The sequence below is a fragment of the Deltaproteobacteria bacterium genome, assembly GCA_016931625.1.
In the GTDB taxonomy this organism is placed as follows: domain Bacteria; phylum Myxococcota; class XYA12-FULL-58-9; order XYA12-FULL-58-9; family JAFGEK01; genus JAFGEK01.
Map to the genome: position 1 here is coordinate 21083 of JAFGEK010000150.1, position 16156 is coordinate 37238.

Here is a 16156-nt window from a genome sequence, read left to right on the forward strand (position 1 = left end):
TTATTCAATAATAGCAAATTCTGTATTAACACTGTAGCTAATGGTGAAAGTAGAGTTATCAACGCCACCACCTAAATTGATACGATTTAAACGCGTTAGGTTTAGGCGATAGTCACCAGTCTCGGTTAATTGTGACATTGATATATCGTCATTAAAACCAGAATCATCTTTAGAATTAACCTCAGGACCATGGCGAAGACTAATTTCTACTTCGTCAGCTCTAATACCATCTTCGGTAGACCATTCGACTTTAAATTTGTTTCCTAAACGTGATCGGCGAATAGCTCCTGCTTTTGGATAGTCAATTACATGTGGACCAGGGCCTTCAAGTTTTGCAGATAATTCATTGTCGCCAGATCGTACATGCAGGCGCAGGCGACGACGATAATTTTCAATATTTATGTAGTAAAGACCGTTATTTTGATGCGGAATACTATAACGTTGTCCGTTTTTACCATCAGTAATTTCAACAGTTGCATCGGTAATTTCAGTTCCATCCCGATCAGCAACACTAACAGTCACATTTGTTTGATTTCCACCACTGACAGCATATTGAGCACGAGCTTGTACTAATAGTGTGCGAGTCCCACTACCGCTATCAGTATAGCCGCATGCAATACAGGTAAAAGGTATAAACCAAAACAGCCGACATAGTTTAGTTTGCATTATAAAATAATTAAGTAAAGAATAGTAGACCGATTCCGCCTACTACTGAGTTGTTATCGCTAGCATTGAAAATTAACCAACGCTGCACATCTATATAAATATGGATAGCCATATCGCGCTTAATAATTAGTTCAAAACCTGGTTGTAAGTGCACCCCGCCAACATTAGGATGAGCAAGAAATATATCTTGGTTATTCGCACCGCCACAAAGTGTCGCATCAGCTGAACAAGAATTGGAGGCATCGCTACTAAAACTCATTAGTCGCATATATGAGAGGGTGCCTTGTAAGTATGGGCGAACACGATCAGTTAAAAATATATAACGCACACCTACTTGGCCTTCGATACCCAAAATGGTGCCCATACTTTTATTAGCAGCGGCGTCAAATACTTCATCTAAACTACCTGCAGTGTTGCCACTAGGAAATTGCAAAAAGCCAACATTAATACGACCAGTAAACCAAAAGTGATCGTCGTCAAGTTTAAAATTTGATTCACCACCAACACGGATACCGCCTTGCAGACGCAGTGGCATACTATCATTAGAGTTATAATAGGTTTTAGTTGATGGATCTACAGCACTTGGCTTGGTGATAAGCCAGTAGCCTGCATCAAGGCCAAAAGAAGAATTTTTATATTGTGCCAAAGCCAAATTCGGCAATAAAACAATCAAACTGAGTATTAAATTTAATAATTGTCGTTGCATTACTTTTTGCTAAACCTAGCGACACAAAAAGTCAAACATTAACGGGGTGGTTGACGAACTAAGGTGATTTGGTCACGATCTGATGATTTTTGTTGGTAGCAGTTAATCTTGCCTAACATATTATTTAATAGGAAGTTTCTCACTTAGAGACAAAAAAGCATAAAAATCAGGACAAACCGAGATTGACAGGGCCCCAAGCCTAGACCTACAACAAAATAATTACACATCTTAAGTACGTCAATGGTGTTGCTATGAGAATGTTCTATTTCATATGTCATAAAGTTAAGCTGATTATCAATTTTTACCGGCGGCCAGTTCGCCTACTCGGAACTATAGCATTATTGTTCACTCCAACGGCATGTGCTTTTTGTGTGCAGAACGTTATTCCGAAAGAAGCTATAGATAACGCCAGTTTTTGTTCTCAATATGTTACTGAAGGCAAGTTAGCCGAAGCAGAAGCTCGTGCTAAACTCGCAATTGAATTTGCACCAAAATATGCTGAAGCATGGAATTGCCGTGGATTAGTTGAATATCACCGCGGGCATCTTGAACTTGCAGTTCAGTATTTTAAGCGTGCTTTAGCATACCGCAATGATTTTGCTGAAGCGCATAATAACGTTGGCGCAGTAATGATGAATGAAATGCGCGAATATGGTCAGGCTGAAGAAGAATTTCGTGTGGCTCTTGAAATCGATCCTGGCTATGTGAATGCACGAGTAAACCTTGGTTTAACTTTATTGTATCAAGAACGCTATGATGAAGCTCGTGATCAATATATGCGCTGCCTTGAATTACAGCCAAACGCCTGTGATTGTCGTATGGGGTTAGGCGTTTTGTCGTTAAATAAAAAAGATTGGGCTGATGCTCGTGCGCATTTTGAAAAACTAATACAAATTTGCCCAGATGATCCGCATGGATTTTACAATCTTGGTTATTCCCAACTGCAATTAAGTCGTTGTCAAGATGCTTATAATAGCTTTGTTTCGGCACTAGCTATTAAACCTGATTATCTTGAGGCACGTAAAAATTTGACTGCGGCAATGGACTGTTTGGGCAAACAAGATAGTGCAATCGATCGTTTACTGAAAAAAATTCGTGATAATCCAGGCGATCCTGAATTGCACTATAAGCTCGGTACAATTTGGGAAGATAAAAAACAGTATGACGCAGCGCGTAGTGAGTATTTCAATGTTTTGCGTCTGAAACCAGATTATAAAATTGTATATTATCGCTTAGCACGATTATTTGATCGAAATTATCAGAAAGAAGAGACAATTAGTTACTGCCAAAAGTTTGTAGATTTGCTACGAGATGAACCGCTAGCGGCTGAAAAAGCTTGGTGCATTAAACGAGTTCAATCACTGCATTTCGGTACGCTTAATAATTAATAGACAATCATTGAGGCTTTGGCATTAAGTGATTAGATTAACCGCGCTTATTGAAATGGACGGCCAATCACCTCGTGCCTTAACTCACGAGTCATCAGCGCATTCGATTATTATTGGCCGTGATTCTTCAGCAGATTTTCAGATACCTTTATCAACAATTTCACGACAACATGCACGTATTAGTCTTACCGATGATTTATATATTATTGAAGATCTGGGTTCGACACATGGAACTATGCTAAATGGCAAGCGTGTTGAAAAAGGTGAAAAAAAAATAATGCACAGTGGCGATTTAATTGAGCTCACTCGTGCTAGAATTACCGCCACCATAGAAGAGATCGAAAAACCACAAGAACCTGAGCAAGATCAAGGTACACAATCTATAGCTTCAAAAGCAGTTCAAGGTATTTTAAGTATGCTCGGAGACGAGCAAAGCGAACGACCATATTTGCGAATTCTTTCCGGGCCGGATGAAGGTGCTCGTTTTGTACTTGCTGGTACTGTAACCACTTGGACAATAGGTCGTTCAAAAGAATGTGAATTTGTTATCGATGATCCAAACGTTTCGCGTCGTCATGCTGAAATAAAAAAAGATTGGAGTGGTTACAGCATCATTGATCTCGGCTCTAAAAATGGTGTGGTTATTAACGAAAAACTGATTCAAAAACCACGCCGGCTTAAAGATAAAGATGAAATCATTATTGGACCAGTAAAGTTAATATTCATTGATCCAGATGCTGGCTTGCTTGATGCATTAAAAGATGTTCCGGGGTTTGAGATTAACGATTCTATGATGACTGACGATGACCCGCCACATATTGGAGCTCCAACTGAAACAGAACAAAGTAGCGAAGCTGAGGGTGAGGAAGTAGTTAATGCTGAATCTTCTGAAGATAATGTTTCAAATGAGGCAAAAGCAGAAGGTGAAGGTGAAAACGTTGATGGCTCAGAAGCAACCGAAGGGGAAGTTATTCAAGATTTTTCTGAACAATCAGATAGTTTAGAAGATGCATTTGCGAGTAATCCTGATCTTTCATCAATGATTGATCCTGAACTATTACAGTCGAATAAGAGCAAATTTCCTACTGAGTGGCTTATTATTGGTTTTGGTGCGGTTTTACTAATAACTATTTTAGTGTTGCTGGTATTTTTAGTGTTTTAATTAACCACTCTTCTTAACAGTTTCGGTACGGACTATGGTTAGATAAACATATTAGACACTCTTTTCGAATAAGCTCACTTAAAATTCCTAATTTTCTGTTTTCTGTTCTTTAAATCTACATTTTTATGTAATGGCCGACTGTTGATCTTTAAGTAAGGCGAGTTTAAACTGGGCATTTAAAGAACTTAAGAATTTTTTTTAGTTCAGTAGGTAGCGGAGAAACAAAACGCAACATTTGTTTAGTACGGGGGTGTGAAAATGACAGTTCGGCTGCATGCAAAAAAGGACGATTGAGTTTCTGACCATCAAAAATGAGATTTTTTTGATTATTGTCTTTATAACGCTGGTCACCGACTATTGGATGGCCAATGGCAAGCATATGCGCACGTATCTGATGCTGCAATCCAGTGTGAATACGTATATTAAGTAGAGTTGCTGTTTGGTAACGACATAGTACAAAATAATCTGTGCTTGTAGGCATCGCATTTTGAGCATCTGATGCAACCATACGTGGCTGTCTAGCCGTAGCATTTATCTGGCGTTGCAATGGAATATTAATATTACCTATGTCATCAGCAATATTACCATAAACCAGAGATTGGTAATGTTTATCAATGGTATCGTTTTGCACAGCATTAGTTAGTATTCGTAGTACTGCCGCATTCTTTCCAACTACAAGTAATCCAGAAACATCGCGATCGAGTCGTTGTACTAGACCTGGTTTTAAACCTGGTTTTGTAGCGGTAGCGCCAAGATATAAAGAAACCCGAGCCATGACAGAATCTTGGTGATGTGAAGTACCAGAATGAACCGCAAGACCAGTAGGTTTTTCAATAATCAACAGGTCATCATCTTCGAAAATAATATTAGGCTTAGGTAATGACGTACTAGGCAGTGAAATTTCATTAACGACACCAGTAGGTAAAGTAATAGTATCGCCGATAGTTAGGCGAGTATTAGGTTTTTGTTTATGCCCGTTAACCCGAATTGTGCCACGGCGTAGCCATTTCATAATGGTGCCAAGTGATATACCTGGCAAAAATTGGCGAACTAGTGAATCGAGGCGACGACCGTGATTGTTTTCGTCAATAATGATGCGATCAGGCAGCAAACTTTAGATCGCCTTTGTAGTAGCTAGTTAGCTAACCTTTAATAGCAGGGCGAACGATAACATAACCGTTTTTAGGCCCAGGCACTGAACCGCGCAATAAAATAACGTTGTCTTCTTCGCGAATAGCAACCAGCTTGACGTTTTGGGTGGTAATTTTTTTATTGCCTTGATGACCAGGCATTTTGCGGCCTTTCATAACGCGACCAGGCCACTTACGATTACCGATAGAACCACCATGACGAAAATATTCGTGCGAACCATGGCTGGCGTTTGAGCCAGAAAAATTATAGCGCGCAAAAACACCTTGAAAACCAGCACCTTTGCTCGTGCCAGTGATATCAACATATTCGCCAGTTTTAAATTCGGCATCTTTTATGGTGATTTCTTGACCGACTTCGAATTTACCCGCGGTGGCATCGTCAACCCGCATTTCACGAATGTAAGAGCGCGCTTTTTCTTTACCACCAACTTTTTTGAGTGTGCCCTCTTCGGTTTTTGATACCTTACGCTCTAGTTTTTGTGCAAAACCAAGACGCAAAGCACTATAACCATCGCTACGACCGTTTTCGCCTTTGGCCTTGCTGCGTTTATTGAGTACTAAACAAGGGCCTAGTTCGATAACAGTGACACCGATTGAGGTACCGTCTTCAGCGAAGAAGCGGGTCATGCCGAGTTTTTTACCAAGTAAACCGAGTTTTCGCTCTTTGTGACAAGTCATTTGTAACTCCTAATGGTATCAGGACGCGCATTGGAGGCGAAACCCCATGGTAGGTCCTGGCCTGCTAAACAAACGCAGGCAAAGTAGGTGCGCTAGTTATGGCAAGTAGAGGTAAGATGTCAAGATCATGAGGAAAAAAGAATCGTAGTATTATCTCGTTAATCAAAATTATTCGAGGTAACGATTCATAAGGCGATTCAGGATAGGACTGCTAACTACCCGCAAACAAGTTTAGTAAGTAGTCAACAAATCGCACATGAACCTTTAGTTAGTAATTCTGCAAGTGAAAATGTTGATAAATTAATTTTTGGATTTGGGTTAGTGGGGTTAACCGCAGGAAGCGCTTATCTGTTATACTTGCTTTTAGCTGCAAATCCACCAGTGGGTGCTGCAGCAATATTAATTCTTTTAATCTATAGCGCCTATCAAAATAATAATACTAACGAGAAAAAATTATCTACATAATAAAAAAAGTAACACAAAATCCCATATCCGGTGTTCAAGCTAGTGACACGGCATTCATAGAGTGAATCGCCGTATTATCACTACTTGGAGAAATATTTATTATGGGTACATCAACCGGACTTATTGCCACTATTACCACATTACCGATTTTTCAGGCTGAATGGGTGTTATGGTTGCTATTGATATTATCATTATTTTCAGTAGCGGTAATGATTGAACGCCTGTGGTTTTATCGCCGCCATCGTATTAATATTGATGAGATAAGAGATGAATTTAGCAATGCTCTGACTAAGGGCGATTATGCGGGTGCTGCAGCAGTATTACGCTCACGTGATAGCTTAGAAACGAATATCGTTTTATTTGGTTTGCGCGAACATGACAAAGGCCCTGATGCAGTAGAAGAATTATTATCAGGAGCCACCCCTAAAGAGCGTGAACGCTATGAGAAACGCCTTAATTTTTTAGCAACTATTGCATCTAATGCACCCTTTATTGGTCTATTCGGCACCGTACTAGGTATAATTCGTGCCTTTCATGATTTATCTACCAACATGGCAGAAGCTTCAAACATGGTGATGGCAGGTATTGCCGAGGCATTAATCGCAACGGCTGTAGGTTTGCTTGTGGCTATCCCAGCGGTAATTGCATTTAATGTATTTAAGGCAAAAGTAAAGAACGCTGCGAATAACGCCAATCTATTGTCTCGCGTGCTTTTATCCCAGCTTAAATCTGAATAGTTGATTAAATAGTTAGTAGTTGCCGGTTTTTTTACAAGGAGTCATACATGGCCGCTTTAGATACTAATGTTGATAATGATGAGCCTATCGCCAGTATAAATATCATACCATTTGTTGATATAGTTTTGGTGTTGCTAATAATTTTTATGCTTACCTCAGCTGCGATTATTAAGGCGAGCTTTGAAGTTAAACTGCCGCGAGCAGCGGCCGCAGGTGAAGCTATTACTTCGACATTAAATGTAGTTGTTACTTCAGAGTCCAAACTATTTTTAAATGGTGATGAAACCGATATTGAAAATCTTGCCCAAGAAGTTCGCCAACAAGCACAAAACAATCCAGAGTTACAAGCGGTGATTGCTGCTGATCAAGGCTGTGCTTACGGCAAGGTGATTAACGTAATCGATATTGTTAAGCAAGGTGGAGTAAAAGCGTTTGCGCTCAACGTCGAGCGAAAGCATAGCGGCGGTGCTAACAACAATTAATGCAAGCATATAAAAAATAATATTGGAGGTGAAGTTATGACACACAATACAAGCATGCAAGCATTGAACGTTGTGCCGATACTTATTAAATCAACAAGAAGAAATCGTAATATTGAACTACGCCATTTACGACGTCGTCGTGTACAAAATAAAGTCAAACATGCAATTAGCGAAGAAGTTCGTAATTTTGATCCATTACGTCGTCGGCAAAATAGTAAGGCTGCAAAAGTAGCAAGTTTAATAGTATTAATTGCTGGCGGCATTGTAGCGCATGTTGCTTTGTTGGCCGTGGCATTTGCAGTAGCGGGTGTAATTGGCAATTATAAAACACCACAAATCGAGCGTGAGCATATAATTATACAATCTATTGATAAGAATAAAGATCCATTAGAAACATTAGAAAAGCCAAAAATGGATAAACCACTAACTCGTTTGAAAGCAAAACCAAAACCCCAAGTCAAGAAAGTTGAACCAGTAAAGCAGCAAGAGCCACCACCTGATCCTATTAATGAACCTAAAACACCAACGCCGCCACCTAGAGCAGCACCACGTCGTATTGTTGGTTTGAGCATGGAGTCAACAGTTGCCGGGAGTGGAGGACCAAGTTTTGCAGTTGGTAATACACGTATGGGCACAACAGCAAAGCATGCTGAAGATCCAAATAGTGTTTCTAAGCTGCCTGCGCAAAAGAACCGTGTTTCAATGCGTATAGCAAAAGCGGGAGTAACTATTAAGCCACCTAAAAAAATAAAAGAAACTAAACCATCTTATCCACCAGTTTTAAAAGCTCAGGGTATCGAGGGTGATGTAGTACTGCGTATCAATATTGATGCCAATGGGCGAGTCACTCAGGTCAAAATTATTAAAAGCTCTGGATTCGATGAGTTTGATAAGGCTGCTGTTAAGGCCGCAAAGATAGATAGTTGGGCTGCTGCTACTTATGAAGGTGAGCCGGTAGCTGACGTAATCACTTATACAGTACGTTTTAGACTTACTGATGCATGAGGTTATAAATGCAGATAAAATTGCTACTAAGTATATTGGTGTGTGCTAGTCTTTATGGTTGCACTAGTGATTTTGATAAATACAATTTTTTACAAGGCCCGCGACTATTGGCAATTCGTGCTGAGCCATCAACTGTAGCTATTGGTGAGAGCACGATAATAGATACACTTATTTATGCGCCAGAAGATGCCAATATTAGCTATAGTTGGTCTTGGTGTCCGCTGCGAGCTGGGCCTACGCAGAGCTGGCAATGCTCAACTTCGCAAGAACAACTAAATAGTTTATTGATATCGTTTGGCTATGAAGGTGAACCATTAGGCTATAGTTTGGGCAATACACCAACTATTACATTTAATCACATGTTAGCGCCAGAAATGTTGGCACAGTTGTGTATGAATCCTGGTGATATGTTGGCGAACACGGCAATGCCAAATTGTGACCAAGGATATCCGATATCTATTGAATTGAATGTGGATATTGATGGTCATCAAATTCGTGCATTTAAAGAAGTAAATCTAGCATTATCACAAGATGGTCCGGTAAACACTAATCCCCGTATTGATGGCGTTAGTTTTGGTATTAAAAACACTCCTCATGATGAGGCAATCGCAGTGGATGAAAACGACGTGCCAGCCTTGCGAGAAGATACTAAATATAAATTATACGCAGATGTGCCTGAAGAAAGCTCTGAAATGTTTATACGAAGCTTTACTGCTAGCGGTAAGGATCCTTACCTTTCAAAAGAAGGGCTAATTCTTACCTGGTTTATTGGAGTTGGCGAAACAAAATTTATGCGCACCAACTTTGTTGAGAATGAATTAGGATATGATGTTTTAACCGCTAACGAGTGGGAAATACCGCCAGCAAGTGAAATAAAATCAAGCATTATTCCTCTATATCTAGTGCTTCGCGATGAGCGTGGTGGAGTAGGCTGGCTGCAACGTTCATTCACAGTTGAGCAATAAGAAAGGTTTAATATACGATGAGAAACATTAAGTATAAAAGAGCAAATGTTTGGTTTGTTTTTGTTGTAGCTATAGCTTGTACAACTAATAGTATGGCGCAAACATCAGAAGAGATTAATACAAAAGAAACCTCAGAAATTGCAACTGAACAAAATGATAAAGCATTAACCGAAAAAAATGAAGATAAGATAGTTGAATCTGACGAGTCTAATCTTGAAGGACCGATTAAGCCAGAAGAAACTGCAGCTGCGAATAATGCAACGGTAGACAATGAAGCAGAAATAACTAAATTACCAGTACAAATAAAATACTTTGAAGCCAAATATCCTGAAAAGGCATTAGCAGAAAAAATAGAGGCAGTAGTTTTGTTAGATCTTGAAATAGATAAAAATGGGAAGGTTACAAAGGTTGAGGTAGTACAGCCAACAGAATATATTGGTTATGGATTTGAAGAAGCAGCAATAGAAGCTGCCAAGCAATTTGAATTTGAACCTGCGCAGGTAGGTGAAGAACCAATTGCTGTACGTATCACTTATAAGTATGGCTTTACTTTAGCAGTGCCAGAAGAAGTAAAACAAATAGAAAAAGAGCCTGTAGCTAATTTTACAGGAAAATTAGTAGAACGTGGCAAGCGAACCCCTCTTGCCGGTATTAGAGTAATGGTACGTCCGAGTAAGCTAGATACAGGCTTTGAGACGATGAGTAATAAAGAAGGTCGTTTTGAGTTTTTTGATTTGCCAGTGGGAGAATTAATAATAATTATTGAAGCAGAAGGTTATTATCCTTTGCAAACTAGTGAAAATATTGTGGCAGGTGAAAAACTTGAAGTTAAATATTATATTGAACGCACTAGTGATAACCCATACGATGTTTTTGTTGCAGCAAAACGTCCACGCAAAGAAGTCGTACGTCAAACTATTACTGCCCATGAAATCGATAGAGTACCTGGTACCTTTGGTGACCCCATAAGTGTGGTAAAAAGTTTACCTAGCGTAGCGCGAATGCCTTATGGATTAGGAATTATTATTTCACGTGGGGCATCGTATGAAGATTCGCGTGCTGCTATAGGTGGTATTGAAGTACCAATGATATTTCATTTTTTCGCATTGCGTAGTGTTCTGCCAACTAATTTGATTGATAGTCTTGATTTTTATCCTGGCAATTTCCCAGTTTATTATGGTCGTGGTATTGGTGGAGTAATTGATATTAAATTAACAGATGTAAAACCCGAAAGAACTCATGGTTATCTTGAGTTAAATTTAGCAGACGCTAGTAGTTATGTTGAAACACCTATTAGTGATAATGGTACCCTAGTATTGGGTTTGCGACGCAGCTATATTGATGCTGTACTTGATTTTATGATACCAGATGATGCTACTACGACATTTTCAACTGCTCCACGCTATTATGATTGGCAATTAGCTTATAATTTTCGACCATCGCCAGCACATAAATTCTCAGCATTTATTTTTAGCTCAGATGACAGTATGAAAGTAATTTCTAAAACTCCAAGTGATGATATGGACCCAGCAGCGATGAGTGGTCGTGCGGGTTTTGACAGTCGCTTTTATCGGGGAATTTTACGTTATGATTATAAGCCTGATGCTACTATAGATAATGAATTGCAATTAGCGATAGGTAAAGATATTAATAAAATGTATCAAGGCGAACAGTTTCGTTATGATATTGATGTGATAACTATTCAGTTGCGAGAGAGATTGCGATTGATTTGTAATGATAATCTAGCAGCAAGCATTGGTGTAGATTACCAGATAGTACAAATTAATGGTTCAGTAAGATCTGCAGGCGGCGGACCACTACAAGAAGGCGATCCAATGTATTATTATAGTGGTGACACACCTCTTTCTACAAACTATAAAAATGACTGGCTACATAATCCAGCGCTGTTTGTTGAATTAGAATGGAAACCTGTAGATGATTTGCTCATAGTACCAGGGGTGCGGTTAGATTATTTCGATCAGCCAAATCAACTAACAGCGGACCCACGTTTAACAATTCGCTATAATATAACTGATAAAATAGTTGCTAAAGCAGCAAGCGGTATCTATCATCAGACCGCATCACCAGATCAAACTGATGAAGCTTATGGTAACCCTGATCTAAAAACTGAACGTTCAATTCATAATTCGGTCGGATTTGAATGGCAAGTGCTAGCAATGCTATCTATTGATGTAAACGGGTTTTATAATAAAATGGATAATCTTGCGGGGCGTGCGAGTGGTGTTGCTGAGCGTAACGGAAAAGTTGTACCAAAAATATATTCAAACGAAGCCAAAGGCCGCGCTTATGGTGTTGATTTAATGGTGCGAAAAGAATTATCGCATAATTTATTTGGCTGGGTTTCTTATACATTATCACGCTCAGAGCGTCTCGACCCCGGTGCTAAGACGTATAGATTATTTGATATTGATCAGACGCATATTTTAACTTTGGTTGCTAGTTATAAATTACCAAGAAATTGGGAAATAGGTATTCGTTGGCAATATACTACAGGAATGACGTATATTCCCTTTAATAAAGGCGTTTTTGTAAGTGATGAAGATGCTTATAGACCAGTTGTTGGTGAAATAAACAATAAACGCTTAGGCGATTTTCATCAACTTGATGTGCGTATAGATAAACATTGGGTTTTTGATAAATGGTTGTTAAACGTATTTTTAGATTTACAAAACGCATATAATCGTACGAATCCAGAAATGATGTCAGATAATTATAATTATACTCAACATAAACCAACAGGTGGTTTGCCAATAATACCAGTTTTTGGCATTCGAGCTGAGATGTAGACTATTAGATGCTGCCTATTATTGCTGTGAATTATCATACCAGTAAGTAGATATAATATGTGGTGCAATAATAGCATCAGTTAGCAACGTGCAATAATCGCCACACTATATAGAAATCACAGAGAATACATCGACAGTTTTGCCTTGTTGAATTACATGTTGACCAGCATCGATATCGGATGCCCAAGGCAGACCAGTTGGTAAAATAATGTCGAGGTTGAATGCAACTAAAGCATCATTATAAGTAGAATTATTAGTAATGTTAATATGGGCTGTTGCGCTAGTACCATCTATTGTAATATTACTGTTAGCATAGAAGAGACAGAAAAACTCCAAACACTAAGAGTCAAAACACCATCATGAGCTTGAGACGTATTTATTAGTTCAACTGCGGGTACTAAATCGCAAAGCGGAGAAATAGTAAAACTAGCAGAGGGACCAATAGGAGTTTTTTCATTATCGCCACAAGAAGTAGAAACTATAGCCATTAGGAATAAATAGTATGGAATGAATAACTTTAAACCATAAGGGGTGTTATCGGTGATGTTCATCGCAGCCTTCCTTGCTAATTTATCTAGGATGAAAAGAATTAATGATATGTAGACGAAAAGCGCAATGCGCTAAATAATAGAATAGATAAAATACTTAAAAATACCAAAATAAGTTAGATAAACGATAAAAAACCAGAAAAAACAAATAAATTGTAAAAAGCCATAGTATAATTTGCTTAAGATATATAAATGTTAAAAAAAATAAGCAGTAACAAGATCTAGTTTTTATATATTTAGCAACCAATTTGACTAGTTAGCGATAATATATAAAAGGATTCGGTCTAGATTACGATGTCATTAAAGCTAGATAAAGACCCAAGAATGGTACACGCCAGCGTATTTTATAATAATGGTGATCTAGCTAAGTGTCGGCATATTTTAGAAACAATGCTGCAAGAGGCCGAATATTCTCAAGCTTCAAAGAGTGTTGAGATTTTATGGCGTATGGCCATGGTCGCATTGCGCGAGCAAAAATTCGAAGAAGCTGAAGTTATTCTAAATAAAGTACTCTCAATTGACAGCTTATGTGTTCAAGCGCTGCAAATGCAATTCATGCTGTGGGAGCAAGCAGGAAATACTCAAGCAATCGCTGATGCTGTTGCTGAAATCGAAAAACATATTAATAATGACGACTCGCTTGCAATGTTGGTAATATCTGCCAATCTTAATTATCTAAAGAACGCAAATAGAGCTATTGAACAACTACTTAGTTTGGCCAAGCGTAACGACACAACTGTAGAATACCGCGAATTTGCGGCAAATTTATTGCTAAGTATGAAGCGATATGAAGAAGCAGAGACTGTGGTTAAAAAGGCATTAAAATTTGTAAAAGATGATATGAAAATTTTAGCTGCATTAGCATATTCTTTAGCGATGCAGGATAAAGAGCAAGAACTTATACCTGTGATTGAGAAATTAGCACCACGAACACGTGACAATAGCGAAGTTGCCTGGCTAATTGGGCAGGTATACGAAAAACTAGGGCAAAATGCCAATGCTTTAAAAGCATATCAAAATGGTAAAATTATAATAAATAGACACAAAGTAATTGATGAGCGATTTGATATAAAAATTAAAGAATTAAAAGATGAGAAATTATAAAATCTAAAATTTTTAGGAGATAACAATGGGTCAGCCAACTTCACTAACACCATCGCTAACACAGGTTACGACTCTACCAGCAAGTACAGTTATCAAAAACGATAAAGCTACATATACAGCAGGAGAACTCATAGATTTACTGAAAAATGGATCTTATGTTGTTGAGCAGAGAGCAGCTAGAGGCCATGCCACAAAATTAGAGACAAAGATTATCGTTGTAAAGCCATTAAAGTTAAAGGTTGAAAATAAAGAATATAGCTTAAACAATAATGATACTAAAAAATTATATATTTTATTACAAGCTAATCAAGATGCAACGAGTGTAACACCAAAATTAAATAAAAAAGGCAAGCTGTATGTAGATATTGAAAAAGCAGACGGTAAACATATTTATATCGGTAATAATAAGTGGTTTGCTGGAAAAGCAAAAACACAGGATCCAGGCAATAGAACAGTAGAAGTTAGAGCAGGTGTGGCCTTTAATGGTGACTCTAAGAATAATGATAAAGATTTTACTGTAAAAAATGGTGCTGGGTTTTCTGGAAAAATTTATTATGATAGAACTCCGGTTGGCCCAAATGACACACGAATACGTAATTATAAATTTGGTTTAGAATATAACTTTCAAAAGCCCGATATAAAAGGGCGCTTTCACGATTTAAATCCTTCTGATACTAAAAGAGAAGAAAACGGTGTGCGTAATTCTGTCCTTGTTGGCGGACAAATAGAATTTAAAGCAACAAAGGGTAATTGGCGTTTCGGTTTAGAGGGTGAGCTTTTTACTGGTTTTGTTTGGGATCAATATTCTAATGATGTTACATATGATCCAACCAGCGAATATTCTCTTCTGGCAACCAAGGCTGAATCAAATTATTTTGGCTATAATATTAAACCTTCATTAGGGTTAGGTGCTGAGGTTAAGTTAAACGAAAATGTATCTTTAGTATTTAGTGCCGCTTATAATTTGAATCTTATGGGAGTTTTTTCAGGTGATGGTAAAGTTGAAAGAAACGTTACTGTTAGAAGTGGTAATAGGGAGATAAGCAATTCAGAAAATATTAATGCGAAAGACCTTGGTTTTCGAGTGAATAATGAATTTTTAGTGAATACTGGCCTGAAGTTATCATTTGGAAAGACCAAACCGTAATTTTTATTTTTGCAGTAATGCTTTTGTTGCACCCACGTGTTGTATGCTAATACAGCATGTTGAATTTTTTTATGCCAATCGGTAGTTGTTTTTGTATTATCATTTAAGTGTATCTATCCGTGGAAAGAGCAAAGCTTAAAACCGAATATGATGCAAATTGGCAATTTTTGAAATTTTAGAATAGCGCGCGTTTGTTATGGCATATTTATAAATGAGATTGTTTTCAACAATAATTAAGGATACCATGAGCCACTTGCAAAACTCGATAATATTAAAAATATACGATAATCTTAACAATTATACTAAAAATAATGTCATTCCCGCGAAAGTGGGAATCCAGGAATGTTATGTAAAAACAATATGTTATGGACCCCCGCGTTTGCGATGGTGACGATGAAAAGGTTATTATGGTATTTTTGCAAGTGGCTCCCATGTTTATTTTATTTGAAAGCCCAGAAATAGAAAAAATATTAGAGATTTATAGTGGATGATCCCAGATGGATATTGGAGATTTTGTTGAATTGGGTAATTATTATAATTTTGAAAAAAGACAATGAAGTATTTGATCACCTTTTAAGGATTAATAATGAACATCAAGAGCACTAAAACAATTAACGAAGCTATTGAATTATTTATATCTCGCCGAAGTATTCGTTCATATCAAGAACGAGAGGTATCAGAAGAGCAAATACGAGCAATGCTTGATGCAGCTATGTGCGCACCTTCAGCAGTAGCAACAGACCCTTGGCGTTTTGTGGTGTTGCGCACACCAGAACAAAAAGCAGCAGTCGCTTCTGGATTGCCTCATGGTAAAATGTTAGCTAATGCAAGTGTCGGTTTTGCTGTATGTGGTGAAATTGCATCTGCGCATACCCAACATATAAGTTATTTAATTCAAGATTGTTCTGCCGCAATTGAAAATTTACTACTTGCTGCACATGCTATGGGTTTAGGTGCAGTTTGGTTGGGCGTACATCCACGTGAAGATAGAATAGCTCATGTTAGTAAAACCTTAAATTTACCAGAAGGTATTATTCCAATTTCATGTATCGCTGTCGGTTATCCAGCAGAGAAAAAACCTGCGAGAAGCCGCTATAATAAGCAATATATACATTGGGAACATTGGTAAAAGTATTATAATATAC

General features: G+C 38.0%; 16 protein-coding genes. 10 read left to right on the forward strand and 6 right to left on the reverse strand.

Annotation, left to right across the window (positions count from 1 at the left end):
• Complete coding sequence (locus JW841_12735; GenBank protein ID MBN1961803.1) at window positions 1-666, reverse strand: hypothetical protein; 666 nt, start codon at window positions 664-666, stop codon at window positions 1-3.
• 10 nt (window positions 667-676) lie between these two features.
• A complete protein-coding gene (locus JW841_12740; protein ID MBN1961804.1) occupies window positions 677-1372 on the reverse strand; it encodes a hypothetical protein in 696 nt (231 codons plus the stop codon).
• Window positions 1373-1743: 371 nt separating this feature from the next.
• Between JW841_12740 and JW841_12745 the strand changes: the two genes are divergently transcribed.
• Together JW841_12745 and JW841_12750 are read left to right on the forward strand one after the other, a co-directional pair.
• Entirely contained in the window at window positions 1744-2760 is a 1017-nt protein-coding gene (locus tag JW841_12745) for a tetratricopeptide repeat protein (GenBank protein ID MBN1961805.1), read from the forward strand.
• Between the two features lie 28 nt (window positions 2761-2788).
• Window positions 2789-3922: an FHA domain-containing protein gene (locus JW841_12750; GenBank protein MBN1961806.1), complete on the forward strand. Its 1134-nt coding sequence runs from the start codon at window positions 2789-2791 to the stop codon at window positions 3920-3922.
• A 163-nt stretch (window positions 3923-4085) separates the two neighbouring features.
• On the opposite strand, the gene JW841_12755 is transcribed toward JW841_12750, so the two are convergent.
• On the reverse strand, window positions 4086-5033 hold the full coding sequence (locus JW841_12755) for an RluA family pseudouridine synthase (GenBank protein MBN1961807.1): 948 nt from the start codon (window positions 5031-5033) through the stop codon (window positions 4086-4088).
• 31 nt (window positions 5034-5064) lie between these two features.
• On the reverse strand, window positions 5065-5751 hold the full coding sequence (gene rplC, locus JW841_12760; GenBank protein ID MBN1961808.1) for a 50S ribosomal protein L3: 687 nt from the start codon (window positions 5749-5751) through the stop codon (window positions 5065-5067).
• Between the two features lie 566 nt (window positions 5752-6317).
• Between rplC and JW841_12765 the strand changes: the two genes are divergently transcribed.
• Genes JW841_12765 through JW841_12785 form a run of 5 tightly spaced genes read left to right on the forward strand, consistent with a single transcriptional unit; the run spans window position 6318 to window position 12212 of the window.
• A complete protein-coding gene (locus tag JW841_12765) occupies window positions 6318-6953 on the forward strand; it encodes a MotA/TolQ/ExbB proton channel family protein (protein ID MBN1961809.1) in 636 nt (211 codons plus the stop codon).
• Between the two features lie 47 nt (window positions 6954-7000).
• Window positions 7001-7435, forward strand: coding sequence for a biopolymer transporter ExbD (locus tag JW841_12770; protein ID MBN1961810.1), 435 nt, complete (start codon window positions 7001-7003; stop codon window positions 7433-7435).
• Between the two features lie 36 nt (window positions 7436-7471).
• The gene (locus JW841_12775) at window positions 7472-8440 is read left to right on the forward strand and encodes an energy transducer TonB (protein ID MBN1961811.1); all 969 of its coding nucleotides are present in this window, start codon (window positions 7472-7474) and stop codon (window positions 8438-8440) included.
• A gap of 8 nt (window positions 8441-8448) precedes the next feature.
• Window positions 8449-9405, forward strand: coding sequence for a hypothetical protein (locus JW841_12780; protein ID MBN1961812.1), 957 nt, complete (start codon window positions 8449-8451; stop codon window positions 9403-9405).
• Between the two features lie 17 nt (window positions 9406-9422).
• Window positions 9423-12212 (forward strand): TonB-dependent receptor, encoded by a 2790-nt coding sequence (locus JW841_12785; GenBank protein ID MBN1961813.1) that lies wholly within the window; start codon window positions 9423-9425, stop codon window positions 12210-12212.
• Between the two features lie 105 nt (window positions 12213-12317).
• On the opposite strand, the gene JW841_12790 is transcribed toward JW841_12785, so the two are convergent.
• Together JW841_12790 and JW841_12795 are read right to left on the reverse strand one after the other, a co-directional pair.
• Window positions 12318-12548, reverse strand: coding sequence for a hypothetical protein (locus tag JW841_12790; protein MBN1961814.1), 231 nt, complete (start codon window positions 12546-12548; stop codon window positions 12318-12320).
• Window positions 12503-12700 carry a hypothetical protein gene (locus JW841_12795; GenBank protein ID MBN1961815.1) on the reverse strand — a complete coding sequence of 66 codons (198 nt, stop codon included), beginning with the start codon at window positions 12698-12700 and terminating at the stop codon, window positions 12503-12505. The genes JW841_12790 and JW841_12795 overlap by 46 nt, the downstream gene beginning before the upstream one ends.
• A 354-nt stretch (window positions 12701-13054) precedes the next feature.
• Between JW841_12795 and JW841_12800 the strand changes: the two genes are divergently transcribed.
• The 3 genes from JW841_12800 (at window position 13055) to JW841_12810 (ending at window position 16140) form a co-directional block, all read left to right on the forward strand.
• On the forward strand, window positions 13055-13864 hold the full coding sequence (locus tag JW841_12800; GenBank protein MBN1961816.1) for a hypothetical protein: 810 nt from the start codon (window positions 13055-13057) through the stop codon (window positions 13862-13864).
• Window positions 13865-13889: 25 nt separating this feature from the next.
• Window positions 13890-15011: a hypothetical protein gene (locus JW841_12805; GenBank protein ID MBN1961817.1), complete on the forward strand. Its 1122-nt coding sequence runs from the start codon at window positions 13890-13892 to the stop codon at window positions 15009-15011.
• 586 nt (window positions 15012-15597) lie between these two features.
• Window positions 15598-16140 carry a nitroreductase family protein gene (locus JW841_12810; GenBank protein MBN1961818.1) on the forward strand — a complete coding sequence of 181 codons (543 nt, stop codon included), beginning with the start codon at window positions 15598-15600 and terminating at the stop codon, window positions 16138-16140.
• The last annotated feature ends 16 nt before the right edge of the window (window positions 16141-16156 follow it).

Excerpts from the sequence above, each read along its gene's own strand:
- JW841_12805 (MBN1961817.1), top strand. The coding sequence starts at position 13,890 with ATGGGTCAGCCAACTTCACTAACACCATCGCTAACACAGGTTACGACT.
- JW841_12740 (MBN1961804.1), bottom strand. The coding sequence starts at position 1,372 with ATGCAACGACAATTATTAAATTTAATACTCAGTTTGATTGTTTTATTG.
- JW841_12780 (MBN1961812.1), top strand. The coding sequence starts at position 8,449 with ATGCAGATAAAATTGCTACTAAGTATATTGGTGTGTGCTAGTCTTTAT.
- JW841_12785 (MBN1961813.1), top strand. The coding sequence starts at position 9,423 with ATGAGAAACATTAAGTATAAAAGAGCAAATGTTTGGTTTGTTTTTGTT.
- JW841_12795 (MBN1961815.1), bottom strand. The coding sequence starts at position 12,700 with ATGGCTATAGTTTCTACTTCTTGTGGCGATAATGAAAAAACTCCTATT.
- JW841_12800 (MBN1961816.1), top strand. The coding sequence starts at position 13,055 with ATGTCATTAAAGCTAGATAAAGACCCAAGAATGGTACACGCCAGCGTA.
- JW841_12765 (MBN1961809.1), top strand. The coding sequence starts at position 6,318 with ATGGGTACATCAACCGGACTTATTGCCACTATTACCACATTACCGATT.
- JW841_12810 (MBN1961818.1), top strand. The coding sequence starts at position 15,598 with ATGAACATCAAGAGCACTAAAACAATTAACGAAGCTATTGAATTATTT.
- rplC (MBN1961808.1), bottom strand. The coding sequence starts at position 5,751 with ATGACTTGTCACAAAGAGCGAAAACTCGGTTTACTTGGTAAAAAACTC.
- JW841_12775 (MBN1961811.1), top strand. The coding sequence starts at position 7,472 with ATGACACACAATACAAGCATGCAAGCATTGAACGTTGTGCCGATACTT.
- JW841_12735 (MBN1961803.1), bottom strand. The coding sequence starts at position 666 with ATGCAAACTAAACTATGTCGGCTGTTTTGGTTTATACCTTTTACCTGT.
- JW841_12770 (MBN1961810.1), top strand. The coding sequence starts at position 7,001 with ATGGCCGCTTTAGATACTAATGTTGATAATGATGAGCCTATCGCCAGT.